The 22,161-nt window shown below is 51.7% G+C and carries 21 protein-coding genes and 1 riboswitch; of the genes, 5 read left to right on the plus strand and 16 right to left on the minus strand.

Going from position 1 to position 22,161, the window contains the following annotated elements; translation table 11 throughout:
• Positions 1-26: 26 nt before the first annotated feature.
• Both rhaD and BQ2674_RS06100 read right to left on the minus strand, forming a co-directional pair.
• The gene (gene rhaD / locus BQ2674_RS06095; protein WP_075572927.1) at positions 27-854 is read right to left on the minus strand and encodes a rhamnulose-1-phosphate aldolase; all 828 of its coding nucleotides are present in this window, start codon (positions 852-854) and stop codon (positions 27-29) included.
• Positions 851-2,290, minus strand: coding sequence for a DHA2 family efflux MFS transporter permease subunit (locus BQ2674_RS06100; protein WP_075572928.1), 1,440 nt, complete (start codon positions 2,288-2,290; stop codon positions 851-853). Before BQ2674_RS06100 ends, rhaD begins: the two co-directional genes overlap by 4 nt.
• A 171-nt stretch (positions 2,291-2,461) precedes the next feature.
• A riboswitch (SAM riboswitch) is annotated at positions 2,462-2,554 on the plus strand.
• A gap of 83 nt (positions 2,555-2,637) precedes the next feature.
• Between BQ2674_RS06100 and BQ2674_RS06105 the strand changes: the two genes are divergently transcribed.
• On the plus strand, positions 2,638-3,471 hold the full coding sequence (locus BQ2674_RS06105; protein WP_075572929.1) for a MetQ/NlpA family ABC transporter substrate-binding protein: 834 nt from the start codon (positions 2,638-2,640) through the stop codon (positions 3,469-3,471).
• A 73-nt stretch (positions 3,472-3,544) separates the two neighbouring features.
• Here the strand turns inward: BQ2674_RS06105 and BQ2674_RS06110 are convergent, their stop codons facing one another.
• From BQ2674_RS06110 to BQ2674_RS06155, 10 genes are all read right to left on the minus strand, one after another.
• Complete coding sequence (locus BQ2674_RS06110; RefSeq protein ID WP_075572930.1) at positions 3,545-4,021, minus strand: FMN-binding protein; 477 nt, start codon at positions 4,019-4,021, stop codon at positions 3,545-3,547.
• An 11-nt stretch (positions 4,022-4,032) separates the two neighbouring features.
• A complete protein-coding gene (locus tag BQ2674_RS06115) occupies positions 4,033-4,689 on the minus strand; it encodes an ABC transporter ATP-binding protein (protein WP_075572931.1) in 657 nt (218 codons plus the stop codon).
• Positions 4,690-4,700: 11 nt separating this feature from the next.
• Positions 4,701-5,846, minus strand: a complete 1,146-nt coding sequence (locus tag BQ2674_RS06120; protein ID WP_075572932.1) for an ABC transporter permease — start codon at positions 5,844-5,846, stop codon at positions 4,701-4,703.
• A 5-nt stretch (positions 5,847-5,851) separates the two neighbouring features.
• Positions 5,852-7,126, minus strand: coding sequence for an ABC transporter permease (locus tag BQ2674_RS06125; RefSeq protein WP_075572933.1), 1,275 nt, complete (start codon positions 7,124-7,126; stop codon positions 5,852-5,854).
• Between the two features lie 14 nt (positions 7,127-7,140).
• Positions 7,141-8,400, minus strand: a complete 1,260-nt coding sequence (locus BQ2674_RS06130) for a DUF2318 domain-containing protein (protein ID WP_075572934.1) — start codon at positions 8,398-8,400, stop codon at positions 7,141-7,143.
• Between the two features lie 109 nt (positions 8,401-8,509).
• The gene (locus tag BQ2674_RS06135) at positions 8,510-9,076 is read right to left on the minus strand and encodes an iron transporter (protein WP_075572935.1); all 567 of its coding nucleotides are present in this window, start codon (positions 9,074-9,076) and stop codon (positions 8,510-8,512) included.
• A 14-nt stretch (positions 9,077-9,090) separates the two neighbouring features.
• Positions 9,091-10,314 carry an FTR1 family iron permease gene (locus BQ2674_RS06140; RefSeq protein WP_075572936.1) on the minus strand — a complete coding sequence of 408 codons (1,224 nt, stop codon included), beginning with the start codon at positions 10,312-10,314 and terminating at the stop codon, positions 9,091-9,093.
• Positions 10,315-10,329: 15 nt separating this feature from the next.
• A complete protein-coding gene (locus tag BQ2674_RS06145) occupies positions 10,330-11,037 on the minus strand; it encodes a hypothetical protein (protein ID WP_075572937.1) in 708 nt (235 codons plus the stop codon).
• A 16-nt stretch (positions 11,038-11,053) separates the two neighbouring features.
• Positions 11,054-11,458, minus strand: coding sequence for an ExbD/TolR family protein (locus tag BQ2674_RS06150; protein WP_075572938.1), 405 nt, complete (start codon positions 11,456-11,458; stop codon positions 11,054-11,056).
• Positions 11,455-12,090, minus strand: coding sequence for a MotA/TolQ/ExbB proton channel family protein (locus tag BQ2674_RS06155; protein WP_075573374.1), 636 nt, complete (start codon positions 12,088-12,090; stop codon positions 11,455-11,457). The genes BQ2674_RS06150 and BQ2674_RS06155 overlap by 4 nt, the downstream gene beginning before the upstream one ends.
• Positions 12,091-12,426: 336 nt before the next feature.
• Between BQ2674_RS06155 and BQ2674_RS06160 the strand changes: the two genes are divergently transcribed.
• From BQ2674_RS06160 to BQ2674_RS06175, 4 genes are read left to right on the plus strand one after another with little or no spacing between them, the layout of a single operon-like run.
• Entirely contained in the window at positions 12,427-12,606 is a 180-nt protein-coding gene (locus tag BQ2674_RS06160; RefSeq protein WP_075572939.1) for a hypothetical protein, read from the plus strand.
• Positions 12,603-13,115, plus strand: coding sequence for a hypothetical protein (locus BQ2674_RS06165; protein WP_075572940.1), 513 nt, complete (start codon positions 12,603-12,605; stop codon positions 13,113-13,115). Before BQ2674_RS06160 ends, BQ2674_RS06165 begins: the two co-directional genes overlap by 4 nt.
• Positions 13,116-13,133: 18 nt before the next feature.
• A complete protein-coding gene (locus BQ2674_RS06170) occupies positions 13,134-14,762 on the plus strand; it encodes an FAD-dependent oxidoreductase (RefSeq protein WP_187364810.1) in 1,629 nt (542 codons plus the stop codon).
• The gene (locus BQ2674_RS06175) at positions 14,759-15,481 is read left to right on the plus strand and encodes a 2Fe-2S iron-sulfur cluster-binding protein (RefSeq protein WP_075572942.1); all 723 of its coding nucleotides are present in this window, start codon (positions 14,759-14,761) and stop codon (positions 15,479-15,481) included. The genes BQ2674_RS06170 and BQ2674_RS06175 overlap by 4 nt, the downstream gene beginning before the upstream one ends.
• Positions 15,482-15,548: 67 nt before the next feature.
• On the opposite strand, the gene carB is transcribed toward BQ2674_RS06175, so the two are convergent.
• From carB to BQ2674_RS06195, 4 genes are read right to left on the minus strand one after another with little or no spacing between them, the layout of a single operon-like run.
• On the minus strand, positions 15,549-18,746 hold the full coding sequence (gene carB, locus BQ2674_RS06180; protein WP_075572943.1) for a carbamoyl-phosphate synthase large subunit: 3,198 nt from the start codon (positions 18,744-18,746) through the stop codon (positions 15,549-15,551).
• Entirely contained in the window at positions 18,747-19,805 is a 1,059-nt protein-coding gene (carA, locus tag BQ2674_RS06185) for a glutamine-hydrolyzing carbamoyl-phosphate synthase small subunit (protein ID WP_075572944.1), read from the minus strand.
• On the minus strand, positions 19,802-21,091 hold the full coding sequence (locus BQ2674_RS06190) for a dihydroorotase (RefSeq protein ID WP_075572945.1): 1,290 nt from the start codon (positions 21,089-21,091) through the stop codon (positions 19,802-19,804). Before BQ2674_RS06190 ends, carA begins: the two co-directional genes overlap by 4 nt.
• Entirely contained in the window at positions 21,075-22,022 is a 948-nt protein-coding gene (locus tag BQ2674_RS06195; RefSeq protein ID WP_075573375.1) for an aspartate carbamoyltransferase catalytic subunit, read from the minus strand. Before BQ2674_RS06195 ends, BQ2674_RS06190 begins: the two co-directional genes overlap by 17 nt.
• Between the last annotated feature and the right edge of the window lie 139 nt (positions 22,023-22,161).

Consider the following 22,161-nt stretch of genomic DNA (forward strand, 5'->3'; position numbering starts at 1 on the left):
AGTATAGCACAGTTTTATGCCGATTTTTATTCGCTGTTAGCGGACAGCGCCGCTTCATTCAGCTTTAAGTCATACATATCCGCCAAGTCGCGCAAATTTTTTTCCGTCACGGTCTGTCGTTTCCCGCCCATAGCAATTATTTCACCGCAGATTTGGGCCGATTTTTCCAAAACATCCATGAGACCGAACGTGTCACCGAACGTGTCACCGCAAACAAAGGTCCCGTGATGTGCCCAAACAACAACGCGATACGAACGCATTTTTTCGAGTGTTGCCGCGGCGGCAGCTTCACTGCCCGGAATTACCCACGGTACGATGCCGATGCCTTCAGGAAAGACAATAGGATTTTCTATATCCATTTCCCAAAGTTCCCGCGTAAAGAGCGCATCGTCAAGCGGCAAAATAAAGGTTAAGGCGATCAGGTGCGCCGGATGGGCATGGTAAATGACGCGATTTCCTTCCTTACCGCCTGTACACTTCAAGGCGTGGACGGCCAGATGGGTAGGCAGCTCACTCGTCGGCTTGCCGTCTGTAAGGCCCCAAACAAGGCGGTACGCGTTGCCGGCAGCGTTAATTTCAATAATACCCGTATTTTCGGCCGGTGCAAAACGGACATTGCGCATACATTTGCCGCTTCCCGTGAGGAGAAAAAAGGAGCCGCCCAAAACCGGCACGGCCGTCCGTATAGCATTCCACGGCGCCGTATTATAAAAGCAGTCGGTGCACGCTTCTATCTCGGCGGCAGTCAGGCGATAACTTAAATTCCCGCCGTTTCGCTCATGCCAGCCGCGCGCGTCTCCGTCCGTGGCGAGGCGTATAAATTCCTGCGCAAAGGCTTGTTCTTCCAAGTTCATACAGCTTCCCCCTTTCCACCGCTCTCGCCGCCTGCCGTAAGTTTTTTCCGTAAGGTCACGCCCATGGCCAGGCAGGCGATTACGGCAAGAACGCTCAATACATACAGGGCAGAGGCGCTGCCGGCGAGCGTGCCCGCTGCCAAGTCGTCGATGTGAGCCTGTTGACCCGACACGACAACAGTAGAGACGACAGCCGTACCGACGGCACCGGCCAGTTGCTGCAGCGTATTGCAAACGGCATTGCCGTCACTTTGCCGCCGCGGTACGAGCAGGCGTACGCCGGTCGTCAAAATATTGCCGGCTGCAAAGCCCTGCCCTATTGTATAGGCAATATAAATGAGCGTAAGCGACTGTGTCGTCGATTTTTGCAAGGACAAAGCAAAGGTCACGGTTGCCAAAACGATCATAACCGTACCGAAGATGACAGGACGCCGCGGGCCGTATGCGTCGAGGACGCGGCCGCTCACCGGGGCCAGCAACGCGCCGATAAGACAACCGGGCAGCAAAATGCAGCCTGCCGCAAAGGGCGTTTCACCGTGGACGAGCTGGGAAAAGTTCGGCAAGAGAAACCCCAGTCCCAAGGTAATAAACTGGATGATGAAGAGAGCCAAGACACTGAGAGAAAAATGCCAATCGGCAAAAATATCCAAGTGAATGAGGGGCATTTCAATTCTGCCGGAACGACGGGCAAAGCAAGCGAGCAAAATAAAAAAGAGTCCAAGAAGGGTGATTATAGGCAAGCTTCCCCAGCCGTAATCACCGGCAAAGCTCACAGCAAAAATGAGAGCTGCAAAGCTTCCTCCTAAAAGAAAATACGACGGTATGTCAAAGGCCGGCCTGCTCAGCAGAGACGACTGACGAACAGCATACATGCCGCAGCAAAACGACAGGCCAAGAACAGGGAGCAAGGCGAAAAATATGGCCCGCCAGCCGAAGGTTTCCACTACCCAGCCGCCGAAGGACGGCCCTACGGCAGGCGATAGGGCGCAAATGAGCGAGGCCACGCCCATCATCATGCCCATGCGGTTAAGGGGCGCCTGCTCCAAAATGATATTGAACATAAGCGGCAAGGCGATGCCTGTGCCGATGCCCTGCAAAAGCCTGCCGACAAGAAGCACTGTAAAGGTACCTGCAAACGCGCCGAGAAGTGTACCGCCGACAAAGAGGACGCTTGCCGTGAAAAAGAGGCGTTTCATGACAAAGCGGGCCTTCAAAAAAGCCGACAAGGGGATGATGACGGCAAGCATGAGGAGATACCCTGTCGTAACCCACTGAACGGCAGATATATTAAGAGAAAATTCCCTCATGAGCGTCGGAAAAGTAACATTCATGGCCGTCTCAATGACAATACCTGTAAAAGACATGAGACCCGTTGCCAATATGGATAAAAACAGTTTACCGTCAATGCGCCGTTCAAAGCGACCATTGTCAGTCATACGCCTGCTCCTTTCGGTATCGTAAAAAGACACATAAATAATACTGCTTCCCTACTATACTAAAGAAAAAGGGGGCTTTCAAGTCCGGTTCCTTTTGCTCGGAAGAAAACTTTTCTATATTGACAATCCCCGCTCCCATGTCTATAATTAACGACAAGATAATTTCACATGCATTTATCCAGAGTGGCGGAGGGACTGGCCCTATGAAACCCGGCAACCGTTAACACGGTGCTAATTCCTGCGGAGATTTCCGAGAGATAAACCCGTTTAATCCCTTTTCTCTCGGAAAGGGATTTTTTAATGGATATTTTGCCTGGATTATCATTTTCGCAAAGGAGGATTTACTCATGCATTCATTTAAAAAACTCACCTTACTTGCCGGCGCGGCGCTTATTTCCGTGACGGCGCTGCTTGCCGGCTGCGGCACATCCACGCCTGCAGGCGGCACGGAAGCGACGAAAAATACGGTCGTCACCGTAGCGGCAACGCCTGTCCCGCACGGCGAAATACTCAATGAAATTAAACCTCTCCTGGCCAAAGAAGGCATAGATCTGAAGATTATCGAATTTACGGACTATGTCAAGCCGAACCTGGCCTTGGCCGACAAGGAAGTGGACGCGACTTTCCACCAACATATCCCTTTCCTGGATAAATTTAATGCCGAACACGGGACAAAACTGATTTCAGCCGCAAAAATTCATGTTGAGCCCATGGGCGTGTACTCGCACAAAGTCAAAGATCTGAATTCCCTTGCGAACGGCGCGAAAGTGGCCATTCCGAATGATCCGTCCAACGGCGGCAGAGCACTTCTCATCCTGCAAAGCGCCGGCCTCATCTCCTTGAAAGACGGCGGCAACGTATCAAGCACAGTTCAGGACATCGTCAAGAATGACAAAAACCTGCAATTCGTCGAATTGGAAGCCGCACAGGTTCCCCGTTCCTTAGATGACACGGATATTGCCGTCATCAATACGAATTTCGCTTTAGAAGCAGGACTCAATCCCTTAAAAGATGCCCTCTTCCTGGAAGCGAAAGACTCGCCGTACGCCAATATTCTCGCCATCCGTGAAGGTGACGAATCGCGGCCGGAAATTCAAAAACTCGTTAAGGCTCTCCAATCTCCGGAAGTAAAGAAATTTATTGAAGACAAGTATAAAGGAGCCATCTTACCGAGTTTTTAACCGCTCATCCGCAAGATCACATAAGAAAGCCGCAGCAAATGTCGCTGCGGCTTTCTCTATTACGGCAGACGCCTTATTTCTGCGCCTGTTCCAAATCCTTATTTACTGCTTCTATAAACTGATTGTAGTTGATCGTCGCGCCGGAAATAGCGTCGACCTTGCTGAGATCCTGTTTCTTCAGCAGTTCGTCCACATATTGGCTCTGCGCCCGGTAAGCGACTTGCGCTTTTTTGGCATTCGTCGGATCCTTGTCTTTGCCGTAGTCGGAAGTCTTGACGGTCGTGCCGTCCTTGTCGATGCCCTTATAGTCGACGGCCGTAATCTTGTGATCCGCAATGGTCAAGGTAATGACAGCTTTGCCGTGTACCTTGTCCATAGAGCTTTCTGCCGTATACGTACCGTCTTTTACCTTGCTCATGTCGACAGTCATTGCCTGAGCGGGCTGTTCCTGCGGCGCTTCATCCTTATTGTCGTCGCTGCCGCAGCCGGACAACAACTGTACTGCCGCAAAAGCGGCAAAAAGAAGTATGGCGTATTTGCGTATTTTCATATTTCTTCACTTTACTCCTTCTCAACTATGTGTCCGTGTTCAATAATAACGCACCGCTGAGCTTCGGCACCGACTTCAGGCGAGTGCGTTACTGTAATAATCGTATGACCTTCATCATGAAGCTCGCGGAAAATCTTCATAACCAGGTTCTGGTTCGCTTCGTCCAAATTCCCTGTCGGTTCATCGGCCAAGAGAACAACCGGATAGTTGATGAGCGCTCTGGCAATGCAGACACGCTGCTGTTCGCCGCCGGAAAGCTGACTCGGCAAGTGGTCCGCTCTGTCCTTGAGCCCGACGCGTTCCATCATTTCCATCGCTTCTTTTTTATCGGGCATACTGTGATAGTACTGCGCTACCATGACATTCTCCACGGCTGTCAAGTAAGGAATCAAGTGGAACTGCTGGAAGACCATGCCGATTTTGCTGCGCCGCATTTCCGTCAAATCCGTGTCGGAAATATTGCGCAAATCAATTCCGTCGAGAACTACGGAACCGCTCGTGGCATGGTCCATACAACCGATAATGTTCATCAGCGTCGTCTTGCCGGAGCCGGACGGGCCCATGATGGCAACCCATTCACCTTTTTCGACGGACATATTAATATGCTGCAAAGCCATAACTTTGCCGTTATAGGCCATTGATACGTCTTTTAATTCCAATAAGCTCATGAAAATCCTCCTTATTCGCCGCGCAATACGATTGCCGGATCAACGCTTGTCGCAATACGTACGGGCACGAGGCTGGCGGCGCCCGTAACCACGATGGACAAGACAATGGATATAATCACGACGGACGGCGAGAATGAAATAGTGCGGCTGAATACATTCATACTGACACTCTGGGCAAAAACATAACCGAAGGCACTGCCCAAAATGCCGCCGAAGGCACCGAGAACGCACCCTTCGCCGAAGAACTCAAGAACAATATTCTTGTTGCTCGCACCGATAGCCTTCTTCAAACCGATTTCTTTACGTCGTTCCGTAACGACAGCCATCATCGTCGTCGTAACGCAAATCATGGTCAGCAAGAGGACGACAACCGTAACGAGGAGCATGAGAACCTGCAACTTGCTGAGCACATTCCATTCGGAACGGGCAATTTGCTGTACAAGCTGCGGCTGAACAGCCGGGTCTTCTTTTTGCAGCATGGTCTTAATATTGTCCAGCTTGGTGCCGTCGGCAACGATACTGATTTGACCTAAGCTGATTTTATTCGGCTTTTGCGTCAAGTCCTGCATTTCATCCAAATTAATGAAGGCGAATTGTTCTTCCTTGCTGCCCGTGCTGGCAATGCCTGTTACCTTAAAAGGACGGACGGCCTTGCCTTCACCGGCGCTGATGCTGACGTTCTGTCCGATGAGCTTGTCCGGATCCCGGGAGATTTTTTTCGCCAGCTCCGCGCCGAGCAATACTTCACGAGCGCCTTCTTTCGGCCATTCGCCGCGTACCTGCCAGTACGAGCTGACCTCCCGGAGAGACTTGAAGTCCGTCCCCGCCGTCGTGACGGGCTGTTTGTTTACTTCAAGCGTATCGTAGAGATAAGGCGTAATGCCGACAATTTCATTACCGGAGAGCAAGGTACGCACCTTATCGAGCTCACCCTTGTCGTATGTCGCTTCATCCCCGTTCGGCAGGATGAGGAGATTTGCACCGTAAGCACGGAATTCACGCCCCATCTGCTGCGGCACTTCACGATATACCGTAATCATGCCGGAAATAATCGTCGCGCCGACGGCTACGGCCAACAGAGCGACAAGCATACGCGTGTGTCTGCGCAGCAGGGCGTGTATAACCATTGTAAAAAACATTTTATATTTTTTTATCATACATATCACCTGCCATGAAGAACACTTGCCGGCTGCAACGAAAGTAAGGTCCGTATAGCCGGCAGACTGCCCAGTAATAATACGAGAACCATGAGTCCCCCGACGATGGGGATGACGACAAGGTTATTGGCAATTGCCGAACCGAATACGGTATAGCCGATAATCTGTGCCAAACCGAGACCGCCGAAGTAACCGACAATTCCGCCCATAATACCGGCAATCAAGGTTTCCGTCAAAATCATAACTATAACTTCATAATTCATAGCACCCAGGGCCTTCATGAGACCGATTTCCCGACTCCGCTCCATAACGTTGGCACTGACCAGGTTCGATACGCCCAACGCCGCGCTGAGAAGACTCAAGATGGTGATGAGCAGCATGAGAAGCTGCGTCTTATCGAGAATTTTGCCTTCCGATTCGGCAATCTGACGTACGGGACGGGCCGACGAGTTTTGTACGACTTCTTCAATTTGGAAAGCAATGGAGCTTACATAAGCAGTGCAGTACCAAATTTCGCGTTCCGACTGAGACAACCGTTCCGGATTGGCTGCCGCCTTGCGGGCCAAGTCGTTTTCCGGTGTCGTAATGGCGCTTACTTCAATTTCACTTACCTTGCCGGGCAGTCCGAGCGCCTGTTGCACCACGGGAAGGCTCGCCAGGATTTCGTTGTCTTCCGCGCCGCCGCCGGCAACAATGCCGGTTACGACAAAAGAGCCTTGCGTACCGTCAACCTTTTGATAGGCTACGGTATCGCCGACCTTCACTTGCAGCGTTTCCGCCAGTTTCTGACCGACCAGGACCTGCTGCGTCCCGTCCTTCGGCCATTGGCCGTCAATTTGCCACCAGGACTTCATCATTTCTACACCCGTGTCGAATTCTTCACCCGTCGGCAGGGACATGTGATAGTTGAACCACGTACCCGTAAGGTTTACGGACCTGTCCTTAACCGTTACGGTACCGTTCAACGTCGGCGCAAAGGCGACTATATTATTGGTCCAGAAAATCGTCTTGATTTTTCCCAAATCTTCTTCTTTTAAATACTCCCTGTGCCCGCTTTCACTGTTGACGCCGTAGACGTCATTGAGCAGCGATGCGTTTTTCGGCGCAACCGTAATGTTGGCGCCGAAGGCTTTCAATTCCTGATTTACCTTATTGCCCACGTCGAACATAACGTTCAACATGGCAGCCGCCAAGGACACCCCCAGAGCAACCGTAAGGGCGATCAGCAAGAATCGGCCGCGCTGCCGTATGAGGGCACCTTTTACCATGAGCCAAAACATACCGTCACCCCTCCTTAGCGGAATATCTTACGCTGCGCTTCCAGCTCATTTGCGTCTACGATGAGCTGTCCGCCTTCAATAGTGTATTTAATAGGAATCGGGTTGCAGCCGCCCTTCGTTCCGATAGTCGCCTTGTTCATGACGACATCGCAAAGTTTGCAAACAACCTGTCCGTCTCTTTCGTAATAACCGGTAGCGCCGCAAATTTCACAAGCATCAAGACCGACACCGTAAGCGGAGCCTCCCTTGAGGATGACGATAAAACGCACGCCTTCACCGCCGGACGCTCTGTACGAATAGCGGTGCAAATGACCGTCCGCGAATTGGTCCAGACCGATGGAAATCTTGCCGTTTGTAGCACTCACCTGCACGGCCGGCACGATTTCTTCCTTTTGGTTGGCATAAGACCAACCGAAAGAGGAAAAGCAGGCCATGGCGACAAGGCAAATAACCGTCCCTACGCCCCAACGGCGTTTAGCCTTGGCAACGGACAGAATCTTGCGATACTGCGCCGGGTTCGAACCTTCCGGCCGTTCCGGCTTCGGCTGCGAAAACAGTGTCAGCGGCACGAAGAGAAGGGCCGCATAAATAACAAATGTCAACATTTCCTGATGATTAATAATGGGCGCCATGATCTTAATCAACGACGCGCTCGGCAAAAACTGCCGCGCCATGGCAATGCGCAGAATGTAAATGACCTGTTCAATAAAAAGCGCAACAATTTGGATGGTAAACACAAAAATAAGTCGCTTATAATTGAGGGCTGCCGCCGCTTTATACGTAATAACGGAGCTGATGACGGAGAAGAAAAGTCCGCAAACGAAACCGAGTATTTTAATAAAGAAATCAACAGTAAAATACTTTCCCGTCGCACCGATAAAAGCCGTATACGGCATAAGCCACAATTCCATACCGTGGAAAAGAATAAACATAATCGCCAAGATAAAAGCACTCATCGTGACGACTTTATTGACTTTTTCCGATAAATTTTTGGCAAAGAAAAGCATTGCCAAAAGAACGAACTCCGCGGCAAAAGCAATGACGATGGTCAACGCTTCAAACCCCTCGCGGGTGATGGCATTACGTGTGCCGACTTTGACGACCACGAAGAACAGAGACAACCAAAACCCCACGTAAAGAGCCCGTTTTAATGTATTTTTATATTCCGGCAAAGCCAGACGTAGAAAGATGGCCAACAAAATCCCCAAGGGGACTGCCAAAGTTACGCCCTGTACCATGGCGGGAATAAACTGCAAGAGAAATGCCTGTAACATGCTGTACTCCTTTACATAGGAATAAAGTCCCGTCGATAACCGTAAAAGTATATACCGTTACGGCTTGGCGACAGGACTTTTCCTCTAGGTTGAACTGACTTGCAATTAATTACCAGTTACGGGGAACGTAGTTGAATGTCCAGTGGAGAACAACCGGTTCATTCCAGAAACGACCTGTAACGCCCGTTTCTTTGTCGACGTGCAAACCGTAATTCATACGATACGGGCTGTCGATCGTGAATTCGCAATCATACGTGCCTGCGCCGAGCATCTTCAAGTTGGCACCGTAGTGCGGGCCGTCGTCAGCGTTCATGGGCATGAATACACCTTCCATCGTTTCGCCTGTTTCCTGTTTTGTGAATTTGTAGTGGACAGTCAGGTAAGGAATCCATTCGCCGACACCGAAGCCCGTATCGTTACCTTCTGTCGCGTGGATATCCGTTTCCATGTGGATATCCGCCTTGTCCGGGCTGAGCATAACACCGGTCGGCACCATTTCCACCGGCTGGAAATATACGAGAGCAACGTTAAAGTGCTGATCCTTTACTTCCTGTTCTTCACCGATCGGATATTCCTCAAAAGCCTGTGTCGGCTGACCGCCGAATACCGCGCAGGAACCTGCCAAAGCGCATACGGCCAAAGCTACCTTTAACTTCTTGAACTTAGATCCCATCATAATAACACTCTCCTTTATAAATTATTAGCAGTTTCATCGCCTTTGCGACTTTTTCTGCTTCTATAATAAACCATACCGATAGCCAACAAGATCATGATCCCCTGGGCACCGAGCGTCTCTACAGTCGGATAAATTCCCAAATAGTCGATCGTCGGCACAGGCACCGACTCAATAACCGTCTGCGCGATAACGCCGGCTTCCTGGAGCTCGGAAATGCCGCCACCGGCAAAGCTTATTGCCAATAAATACATCAACACGCTGGTAAAGATAAAAAACGGGCGTAAGGGGATGGACAAAATCCCTTTTTGCATGAGCAGGAAAAGGATGGCCAATACTACGCAGCCTGCGCCGAATCCCCCCCAAATCAAATGCGTGTCGGTGGACGAGTTGTTAAATAAAGCCTGGTAGAAGAGGATGACTTCCGCGCCTTCACGATACACGGCAAGGAACGCAGCCATGCCCAAGGCTCTGGCACGCCCCGTCGTCATGGAGTTTTCAATCATGCCTTCAATATACTTTTTCCAGACATTCTTATCGGACTTCACGCCGAGCCAGGCACTCGTGAAGAAGAGGACGACGACCGCAACAAGGGCCGTAACGCCTTCGATCAACTCGCGGCTCGCACCGACACCGGCTTCTTCCGAAATGATCGCACTGAAAATATAAGCCGTAATAAAGCTGGCTACAATAGCCGCCAAGGAATAATTGTATACCGTCTTCAAATACTTTCCGTTTCCCGACTTGCGCAGATACGCGATAATAGCCAGGAGAACAAGCATGGCTTCAATACCTTCACGCAAAAGAATGAGGAAGGCCGGGCCGAAAGTCGCCCAACCGCCGGTAGATGCACCTGTCCCTTCAAGCTTTTTCACATCGTCCGTAACCATTTGATTCAGCTTATCCGCCTCAGCCCGAACCTGTTCGCCGTTGTTCGGCTCACTCATGACTTTTTTCAGCTTGCTGAACTGGTATTCCGTCAAAGCCGCATCCTTTGCGGCGACGCTTGAACGAATGGCAGGTTCCAAACCGTCTTTTTCGTAAATTCCGTAATACGCATTGCTAACAGCCGTTTTTGCACCGTTCGAGTCACCGGAATTATATATATTTACGGCATTATCAATTGCCTGTGTTACCTTTTCACCGACCTGACTCCACCGCGGTGCGGCTTGTGAATTCGGTACGGCAACGAAAAGCATCAGGACTGCCGCCGTCATAACTAACCACTTGCGTAATTTCATGATTTTCTCCCCTTATTATTCCTTTTCCAGCTTAGGCGGTTGATTGAACGGAATGCTGATATTCTTGTACGTTTCAATGGCATTACCGTTTTCGTCCGTAGCCGGTTTGAACAACCACTGGCTTGCGTATTCGGCCGCCAGCTTATTGATCTTGTCCATTTCCGGATTTTTCCTGTCCCTGACCGGAGTCATCAGCTTGGTTTTCTTAACGGTCCCGTCCTCTTTGATAAGGGACTGTACCGTAATGTACCCTTTAAATTTAACGATGCCTTTAGGCGGATATACGGGCTTCAGTGTAATGGGCGGGTTGCCCTTGCCCTGTTTCTTTTTACCGCCTTTTTCCCCTTTATTGCCGGCTTGGTTGCCGTCGTCTTTTTTCGTTTCCTTTTCGCCTGCATCTTTCTTCTCGGCAATGGCATTATACGGATCCTTGGCCGTAACGGGCGAGGTTATATTTTCCTGCACCGGTACGGGTGTTTGCGGTTCCGGCTGCTGCTGCGGCGGTTCTTCTTCCGGCTGCTGCTCTTCCTCTTGCTGCTCGTCACCGCTGCCGTCGCCGTTATCAGCCGAACCGTCGCCGGACGAATATTCGACCGTCGGTTCCGGCGGTTTCTCGTCGACCGCGTCAATCCAAGGAATGAGGAAGCCGAAAATACCGATAACGACAATATGCAGTGCCAAGGCAATAACAATCGCCTGTCTCCATCGTAACGAAAATTTCATTCTTTATCCGCCCACCTTACTGTTTATCCACGGAAATAGAAATGTGCTCTACTCCTGCCTCTTTCAGTGTATCCAAGGCGTAGGCAATATTCTCATACGGGGCCTTACGGTCGCCGCGAATGACAAATACGGCGTCCGGATCCTCTTTAACCTTGGCCCTTATTTTTTCTTCAAAATCGACGCTCTTCTTCGTCTCCTGCTCATAGAGAACATCGCCCTTCTCCGTAACCGTAATCATGACGGTATGCGGCTTCATGTCGTTTTCGGCCGATGCACCGGCCGGTAAGTTGACGCGAATAGCATTGGCCTGAATCATGGAAATACTGCTGATCATGAAAAAGACCAACAGAAAGAGCATAATATCAATCATTGGAATGATAATAACCGCAGGTTGCGTTATAATCCTGTAATTTCGTCTCATCGTTCTTCTCCGGCCTTCCCGGTTGCAGCCAAAATGACGGCGGACGCCTTATCCAAAGCAGATAAAATTTCATCCAACCGCTGCGCTAAAAACGTATGAATAACCAAGGCCATAATAGCTACGCACAAGCCCGTCGCCGTGGCAATCAGCGCTTCACCGATACCGCCCGTAATGGCAAGCGGTTCGCCGGCCTGCATACTGAAGACATTGAACGACGAAATCATGCCGGAGATGGTACCCAACAAGCCGAGGAGCGGCGAAAGGGTAACGATCATCCCTAAGTAATTGAGGTATGCCCGCAAGTGCGTGGCCACTTCGTTATATGCAGTATCCAAAGCCAAATTGACGTCTTCACCGCGCAGTGCGGCCTTTAATCCGGCAGCGGTCAGGAAGGTCACGGCATTTTCGTGTTCTTCACAGTCTTCCAACGTCGATTCCCAACCGTTGTTGCGCAGTGCAATAGGCAACCGCGCCAGAAATTGAGTCAACCCTTCACTCATATGCCGGTAAAAAAGAAACCGCTCCACGCCGATGGATACGACGCAAAACGAGCAAAATACCAACACATACATGACGGCACCGCCCTTTTCAAAGAGTTCCAAGCCGTTCAATGTATCATCCCCCTCTGTCATCTGTAAAAGACAACATATTTCAGTAAATATATCGTGATTTTTCGCGATTAATAATAACATGAAAGTAATTGTCATTATCCCGAATTGCACACATAGTATAGCAAAGTAAATTTTATTTTGTCAAATTTACCGACTTATAGATAATGCCGTTTAGTTATCTATTTTATGCCGTTTTTTGTAAATTCTTCAAACCTTGCGAAGAATGAACGGACCGTCTTTTCTTTTTTATTAAAGAGCGATGCTCGTCATCGCACCTGAATGTCCCGTTTGACAGGCCTTTTCGGCAATTCTATAATAAATTTACATAACATTGATTTATATATAAGGAATCGCACCATGCTTTCAGAAAAAAATACTTCCTTCAAAGACAGCCACTCCATATTGTACAGGCTCTGTTTAGTCGGTCTGGCCTGTCTTATAATCGCCGCATGCGCAGGCTTTTACGCAAAAATGCCGAAGCTCCTGCCGCCCGCCGCCGTCGACGCTCTGGCAGGACCGACGAGGAGCAGCCGATGAGAACATTTTTCCGACTGATCGCTACGGCCGTACTCATTCTTTTCATCCTGCACGGCATCCTCGGTGCCACATCCATGACCGGCCTCAGCAACATCGACATCTACCCGCTCACAGTAGCTTTTCTCGTCCTCTTGGGCGCACATATCCTGTGCAGCCTGCACTATGTGGCCCAATCGCTGACACAGACCAAACGGCACTACTTCCGTTTGAACCGCAACCTGTGGATTCGCCGCTTCAGCGGCCTTGCCGTCCTTATCCTGGCCTTGTGCCACGCCTATTTGTTCCGTTTTTTGCCGAATTTGGACCTGGACACGAAGACTTTTATCTTTACGGCGATTAACGTTCTCCTCTTGTCGGCGACATACATACACATTCGTTACAATGTGGATGCTTACATTATTTCGCGCGGTGCCGAACACTACCGTAAACGGGCCGTTGATTTGCTCGTCTTTTTGACGGTTTTTTTTATCTATTTTCTCTTGGCCAATTTCTATTTTTACTTCCAATAAATAAGGACGATGAATCCATTGCAAACAGTCATTCTCGGTGCCGGCATTGCCGGCATGAGCGCGGCCCTGCATTTGGCACGCCGCCATATACGGACCATTATTGTCGCACCCGTCCCGTCCGTGCGCAGCCAGTCGGTCATGGCCGAAGGCGGAATCAACGCTGCCTTGGGGCCCGACGACAGTGCGGAGCTCCATTTCCGCGACACATGGAACAGCGGCTGCCGTCTGGCCGATCAAGAAGCAGTATACCACCTCACGCGGCGTGCGCCTGAAGTCATTAAAGAGCTTGTCGATTTGGGCATGGCCTTTACGCTCGATAAGGACGGCAAACCGGCCTTGCGCCCCTTCGGCGGCCAAAGTGTCAACAGGACGGCCCATGCCGACTCGACGACGGGCAAACAAATTGTAACGGCCCTCATTTACGAGCTGCGCCGTCATGAGGCGGAAGGTCTGATTAAACGGCTGACGGGCTGGCAGTTTCTCGATTTGGAAATTCATGATGACGCGGTCTGCTGCCTGCATCTATACAATCGCCGCACAAAAGAATCCGCCCGCATTCCCTGCAGCCAAGTCATTTCCGCGGCCGGCGGTCTGAACGGGCTGTTCGGGAATACGACGGGCTCCGTCGTCAACACGGGCGACGTGTCGGCACGGCTTTTCACGCGCGGTGTCACCTTTGCCAACGGCGAGCTCGTCCAGTACCATCCGACCACCTTCCGGCGTCCCGGCAAAAATATGCTCATTTCCGAGGCGGTCCGCGGTGCCGGCGGCCGCTTGTTTACGGAACTGAACGGCAAGCGGATCTATTTTATGGAAGAAAAATTCGGTCCCAAGGGAAACTTAAAGCCCCGTGATGTCGTTTCTAAAGAGGAGTATCACGTCGTCCACGACTTGGGCGGCCATATTTACCTCGACGCTACGGGCATTCCCGCATCCGTCTTCACGGCATCCCTGTCCGGCTTTGCCCACGACTGCCGCGAATATTTTAATATAGACCCGCAAACGACGCCCTTACCTGTTCTCTACGGCATCCATTATTTCATGGGCGGCATCCATGTGGACTTGCACCATCGCACCAATATACACGGTCTTTACAGTGCCGGCGAAAATGCCTGCCAGTATCACGGCGCCAACCGCTTGGGCGGTAATTCCCTCCTCGGCGCGTACTTCGGCGGCCTCGTCGCGGCGGAAAGCGTTGCGGCCGTCGTATTGCCGGAAGACTGCGGCAATACGGACATAACCGTCTTCACGGCACCGGCAGACGTTGTGGCGACGTACGGCAACAAAAAGAACCGCCCCGGCAGTTACGCTCATGCCGTCAGTGAACTCCAAGCCCTTATGCAAAAGAGCATGGCCATTTCCCGCGATGAAGAGGGACTGCTGCAGGGTCTTGCCGCAGTTCGCGCCTTGCAGCGCCGCATAGCCGACACATATGACCCGGAAGCGGCATATGACGAAAACACGCTCCTGCCTCATCGGCTCATCCTGGCGGAAGCCATAATGCTCGGTGCCTTGGAGCGAAAGGAAAGCCGCGGCGCCCACAATCGCAGCGATTATCCGCAAACGAACGAAGTCTATGAAAAGACGCACATATATACGTATAAAGATGACAGAATTTCATTATCCTGGCAAAAGGAAAACCCATGATAACTTTATATATTAAGCGGCAACGGTCGGCAGCCGGCAAGGCCTATACGGAAACGTTTACATACGACGGCGCGGACACGATCACAGTTGCCGACTTTTTAACTCAGCTGAATAAAAACGGCAACCGCCGCACGATCGACGGCAAGCGGACCGAGCCGGTTGCTTGGGAATGCGGCTGCCTGGAGGGCAAATGCGGTTCCTGCGCCATGGTTATCAACGGCATGCCCCGTCTGGCATGCCGCGCCTTCCTCCGAGATACGGCAAAAAACGGCAAAATCTACATAGAGCCGCTCAGCAAATTTCCCCTCATCAAGGACCTCTCCGTCGACAGACAGGATGTTTTCGACACCTTGCGCAAGCGGAAAATCTGGACGAATACGGCCGTCATCAAGGAAAACAAAGAGACGAGACATCTCATTTACACAGCCGGCCAATGTCTTGAATGCGGCTGCTGTCTTGAGGTCTGCCCCAATTTTAAAGGACAGTTTCTCAAAGAAAAACAAAGAGAAAAGGCTTTTCCGGGCCCGCTCTTCGTGAGTGAAACCTACCGTGCCGCCCGTACGAGCGGTGACGCGGACCACATTAAAGATCTGAAAAAACAGTATAAATCCCTTTTTTATAACACATGTGACAACTCCCTCGCCTGCCGTGACGTTTGTCCGGCCAAGTTGGACCTCGGTGAAATGCAGGCGCGGTTAAATAAAAAAGGCGATTCATAAATAACATAACGGCAATCATAAAAGCTCGGCAGACGGAAATATCCTTTTGCCGAGCTTTCGGCAATATTTATTTATAATCCTGCAGGGCCGCCACACGGTGGTAGCCGTCACTCTTGCCCTTGTTGGCAAAGACGCGCAGTACCTCGCGAGCCGTATCGAGGGATGTCAGGCAGGGAACGGCGAGTTCCACAGCCATGCGCCGCAAGTTGAAGCCGTCCCGTTCAGGCCGCTTACCGAAAGTAAGCGTGTTGACGACGAGGTCGATTTTACCGCTGCGCAAAAGAGTCGCAATATTCTGCCCTTCTTCATGAATCTTGCGGACAATATCGACCTGCAGACCGTGTTCCGCAAAGTATTGACCTGTCCCTTCCGTAGCGATAATGTGATAGCCCAACTTTTGAAAGCCGCCGGCCAAATAAATGGCTTCTTCCTTATCCCGGTCCGCTACGGTAAGAAGAATTGTACCGCCTGCAGGCACCTTCATTTTAGCGCCGCCGACAGCCTTATATAAGGCCTCCGAGTAGGTTTTGCCGATACCCATAACTTCACCGGTTGACTTCATTTCCGGGCCCAAGGCGATTTCGGCAAGTCCGATTTTACTGAACGAGAAAACGGGAGCCTTTGCCGCCACATAATCCTTAGCCGGCAAAAGTCCGCTGCCGTAACCCATGCTTTTAAGCGTATCGCCCAAGGCAATGCGCGTCGCGATCTCAACCATAGGAATACGCGTAACCTTGCTGAGGAAGGGCACGGTCCGGCTGGAACGGGGATTGACTTCAATGATGTACAGTTTGTCCCGTGCCGCGACGAACTGAATGTTGACACTGCCCTTTACTTGCAGCTCAAGTGTAATGCGCGTCGTATAATCGACGATTTGCGCCACCATTTCATCACTTAAATGCTGCGGCGGATAGACGGCAATAGAGTCGCCCGAATGGACGCCGGCCCGTTCGATCTGTTCCATAATACCGGGAATGAAGACGTCCGTCCCGTCGGAGACGGCGTCGACCTCGAGTTCCCGGCCGACCATGTATTCGTCAATCAGGATAGGATGATCCGGCGAAGCGATGACGGCTTCACGCAAATACCGTTCCAGTTCGCTTTCGTTGTAAACAATTTCCATAGCCCTGCCGCCCAGCACATATGACGGGCGCACGATAAGAGGAAATTCCAATTCCGACGCGACACGCATGGCTTCCGTATCACTCGTCGCAATGCGTCCGGCCGGGCGGGGAATGCGGAGCTTGCTCAAGAGGTCGTCAAACTTTTCCCTATCCTCGGCCCGGTCCATGCCGGCAACGGAAGTTCCCAAAATATTTACCCCCCGTGCCGCCAAGGGTGCCGCCAGATTGATGGCCGTCTGTCCGCCGAACTGGCAAATGACGCCGACGGGCTTTTCTTTTTCAATAACCGCCATGACGTCTTCCACCGTGAGCGGCTCAAAATAGAGGCTGTCGGATGTATCGAAGTCGGTGCTGACCGTTTCCGGATTATTGTTAATAATAATGCTCTTTATGCCCGCCTTGCGCAGGGCCCACGACGAGTGAACCGAGCAATAGTCGAACTCGATTCCCTGGCCGATACGGATGGGACCTGAACCGATGACGACGACGCTCTTTTCACCGAGAGGCTTCACTTCGTCTTCGTCGGCATAGCACGAATAATAATAAGGCGTTTCCGCTTCAAACTCGGCGGAGCACGTATCTACCATCTTAAAGGTCGGCATGATACCGGCCGCCAGGCGATAGGTGCGAACTTCTTCTTCCGTCTTGCCGATAAAACCGGCAATAACGCTGTCGGGCATGCCGTACTTTTTTGCCGCTCTGACACTGTCGTCGGCAAGGCCGTTCTTCTTCAGTTCTTCTTCAAGTATGACAATGTTCATGAGCTTTTTGAGGAACCATATGTCATACCCCGTAATATAGTGAATCTTTTCGGCGCTGATACCCATACGCAGGGCTTGCGTAATGACAAATATGCGCTCATCGTCCTGGCGCTGCAGAAGTTGGACAATGTCGATGAGGGACTTACTTTCGAGTGAACGCAGGGACAGGTAGTTGACGCCGATTTCCAAGGAGCGCACAGCCTTCAGGACGGCACCTTCAAAGGTACGGTCAATGGCCATGACTTCACCTGTCGCCTTCATCTGCGTACCCAAGGTCCGATCGGCGAGAGCAAATTTTTCAAAGGGCCAACGCGGAAATTTGATGACGCAGTAGTCGAGAGTCGGTTCAAAGCACGCCATGGTTTTCCCCGTTACGGCATTGGGAATCCGGTCCAACGTCAAGCCTGTCGCGACTTTGGCGGCAACCTTGGCAATAGGATAGCCTGTCGCCTTGGAAGCCAACGCCGATGAGCGGCTGACGCGCGGGTTGACTTCAATGACGTAATAACGGTTGCTCTTCGGGTCGAGCGCATACTGGACATTGCAGCCGCCTTCAATTTTCAGACGGCGAATGATATTCAGAGACGCCGTGCGCAAGAGTTGATACTGCAGGTCGTTCAAGGTCTGACTCGGCGCGACGACGATGGAGTCACCCGTATGGACGCCGACGGGATCGACGTTTTCCATATTACAAATAATAATGCAGTTATCCGCCTTGTCGCGCATAACTTCATATTCCACTTCTTTCCATCCCGCTACAGACCGTTCGACGAGGATCTGGTTGATCGGGCTGAGCTTGATGCCCCGCGTCGCAATGAAAAAAAGCTCGTCCTCATCGTGAGCAATACCGCCGCCCGTACCGCCCAGCGTATAGGCCGGGCGCACGATGACGGGATAGCCGATTTTGTCGGCAAAGGTTGTCGCCGCCGTGACGTCTTCAAAAATATCGCTCTCCGGCACAGGCTGGCCGATATCTTCCATGGCCGCCTTGAAGAGTTCTCTGTCTTCCGCTTCTTCAATGGCGCTCAGCTTCGTTCCCAAGAGGCGTACGCCGTATTTATCGAGAACGCCGCTATTGGCGAGCTCAATGGCCATATTCAGGCCTACCTGACCGCCCAAGGTGGCCAAGAGGCCGTCAGGCCGTTCCTTTTCTATAACCTCCGTCACATAGTCGAGGGAAATGGGCTCAATATAGACACGGTCCGCTATATCCTCGTCCGTCATAATTGTCGCCGGGTTGCTGTTAATCAGTACCACTTCCAGGCCTTCTTCTTTCAAGGCGCGGCATGCCTGCGTACCGGCATAGTCAAATTCGGCGGCCTGGCCGATGATAATCGGGCCGGAACCGATAACGAGCACTTTCTTTAATGTCTGTTCCATCTATTTGCCCTCCATCATCTTGACAAACTGCTCGAACAAATACAAATTATCCGACGGCCCCGGTGAGGCTTCCGGATGGTATTGGACGCAAAACAGATTCTTTTCGGGATAAGCGAAGCCTTCAAGCGTATTGTCGTGCAAGTTACGATGCGTAACGATTACATTTTTCGGCAAGGTCGACTCGTCAATAATATAGCCGTGATTCTGCGACGTAATGTGTACGCGGCCGGTCCGCACATCCTTGACGGGATGGTTCGATCCGCGGTGCCCGAAGGCGAGCTTCCGCGCCTTTCCGCCCAGAGCAAGTCCCAATAATTGCAGGCCCATGCAGATGCCGAAGATAGGCTTCTTACCGATTAATTTCTGCACTTCGCCGTACATTTCAGGCACGTCCTCCGGATTGCCCGGCCCGTTGGACAGGAAAATGCCGTCCGGCTTGACCGCCAGCACAGCTTCCGCCTTTGTATAACACGGGAAAACCGTAAGGCGGCAATCATTTTTTACGAGTTCCCGCAAAATATTATCCTTTGCACCGTAGTCCATGACGGCTACATGATACTTGCCGTTGCCATACGTCTTGACCTTGCGCGTCGACACTTGAGCAATAAGGTCTTTATCAAGTTCCGTCTTCATAAAATCCGCAATATCCGCTTCTTCCATGAACTCGGGCACGATAACCCCCTTCATGACGCCGCGGCTGCGAATGGCCCGCGTTACGGCGCGCGTATCGACATCGTAAATACAGGGAATGTGGTGCATCATGATAAAAGTGGACAAGGCGCCTTCATTTTGCCAGTTGCTCGGAGCATTGCAGATTTCGCTTAAAACGAAGCCCTTCGCGTAGGGTCTGTCAGCCTGTTCAATTTCATGGAACAGGCCGTAGTTACCGATGAGCGGATAGGTCATCGTAATAATCTGACCTGCATAGGACGGATCCGTAAAAGTTTCCTGATATCCCGTCATCCCCGTATTAAAGACAACCTCGCCTACTGCCGGCATCGACATCAGGAGCTTGCCGCGAAATTTCTGCCCGCTCTCCAAAATAAGAAGTCCGTTCATGCCAATACCTCCCCGTCTTTCATGACAACCATTCCATCAACAATGGTAGCCGCCGCCCGCCCTCTCAGCTTCATGCCGTCAAAGGGCGACGACTTGCCTTGAGAGTAAAAGGCCGTCGCATCGACAACCCATTCCCTGTCCAGGTCTATAAGTGTCAAGTCCGCAGCCTTACCGACGGCCGCATTGCCCGCATCGACGCGCAGCAGGGCGGCCGGATGTACCGTCATGGTACGGATGAGGCTTATCAAATCGAGCTTGCCCGTGTGATAAAAATACGTCAACATAAGGCCCAGGGATGTCTCCAAGCCGACAAAGCCGCTCGGCGCCAAGCTGAACTCGCAATCCTTTTCTTCTTCCGCGTGAGGCGCATGATCCGTCACGACGGCGTCGATTGTCCCGTCCAGGAGACCTTCTTCTACGGCGCGGCGGTGGTCTTCGGAGCGCAGGGGCGGATTGACCTTAAAGCTCGTATTATACGTGCGCAGGCCTTCATCCGTCAAAATAAGGTGCTGCGGTGTCACTTCGGCCGTTACCTTAAGGCCCTTCGCCTTGGCGCGGCGTACCATAGCGACAGCATTCTTCGTGCTGATGTGCGCAATGTGCACGGCCGCACCCGTCGCCTCGGCGAGAAGAATATCGCGTGCAACGGCAATGTCTTCAGCCACGGCCGGCCGCCCTTTCAGGCCCAGTTCATTGGAGACGGTGCCTTCATGCATTTGTCCGCCTGCAATAAGAGTCTCGTCTTCGCAGTGATCAATGACGATTTTGTCGAACATGCTCGCATATTCCATGGCCTTACGCATAAAATCGCAGCTCTGTACGTAGCGGCCGTCGTCGGAGAATGCGACGGCACCGGCCGCAGCCATACCGCCCATAGCGGCAAGTTCTTTCCCTTCAAGGCCCTTGGAAAGAGAGCCGATGACATCGACCTTGACGAGACCTTCCTTTGCAATTTTATATTTCAGCCCCTCTACGATAATCGTGCTGTCAATGACGGGCTTTGTGTTCGGCATGGTCGCGACCCGTGTAAAACCGCCGGCCGCAGCAGCCATAGTGCCGCTGCGAATGGTCTCTTTCGCAGACTGTCCCGGTTGACGCAGGTGGACGTGCATGTCGATAAGACCCGGCGTGACGACGAGCCCCCCGGCGTCCAAGACGACTGCATCCGGCGCATCTATGGTCGGCGCAATTTCTTTTATAACTTCCCCTTCAATCAAAATGTCGCAAACCCGGTCTTCACCCGTCGCCGGGTTGATAAGTCTGCCCTGCTTAACGAGTAATGCCACTGTCATCGCCCCCTATAATCGTCAAATACAATACAGCCATGCGCACGGAAACACCGTTTTTAACCTGTTCCTGAATGGACGACTGCGTCCAGTATGCTGCATCCGGTTCTATTTCAAGACCTCTGTTCATCGGCCCCGGATGCAGAATGAGGACATCTTTTTTCGCCCTTGTAAGGCGCTTGCGGTTGATGCCGTAAAGGGTGCGGTATTCGCCTTCACTCGGGAAAAAGCCGACACCTTGCCGTTCCTTTTGAATGCGCAGAATATTGACCACATCCGCTCCGTCAAGGGCTTCATCCAAATTATAATGAAGTTTTACGCCCATGGCCTCCATTTCCGGCTGTACGAGCGTCCTAGGTCCGACGAGATGTACATCCGCACCGAGGCTGTGCAGGCCGTAAATATTGGAACGCGCCACGCGGCTGTGGTCGATATCACCGACGATAACGACCTTCAGTCCGTCTATATGCCCCTTTACTTCCATCATCGTGTATAAATCGAGGAGCGCCTGCGTCGGATGCTCGTGAGCGCCGTCGCCGGCATTGACGATAATCGGGTCCGCATACGTGTCGGCAAGAGCGGGCGCCCCTTCCTGCTTATGGCGTATGACGATGGCGTCGACACCCATGGCCGTCACGGTCAGAAGGGTGTCGCGAAAACTCTCGCCTTTGACGAGGGAGCTGCCGCTCGGCGTAAAATTGATGACACTCGCGTCCAAGTATTTGGCTGCCAGTTCAAAGGAACCCCGTGTCCGGGTGCTCGGTTCCAAAAACATGTTGACCACGGCCTTGCCGCGCAGTAAAGGTAATTTCTTGTTATCACTGTTTACAACGTTCTTCATCTTTCGGGCCGTATGCAAAATGAGTTCTATATTCTCTTTCGCCACGCCTTGCAACCCGAGTAAACTCTTTCCCTTTAAACCGGTCACCATATCCTCCTTTACACAAACGAAAAAGCCTTTGCCGAAAGGCAAAGGCCATATTATGCACACAACAAAATATGTCCCTTTTTAGCCTCTCCGGACTATATTAAAGGTACAAAGAACTTGCTTTTGAACAGTTCGGCCTCAC

Source organism: Megasphaera coli, assembly GCF_900095855.1.
Taxonomy (GTDB): domain Bacteria; phylum Bacillota; class Negativicutes; order Veillonellales; family Megasphaeraceae; genus Megasphaera; species Megasphaera massiliensis_A.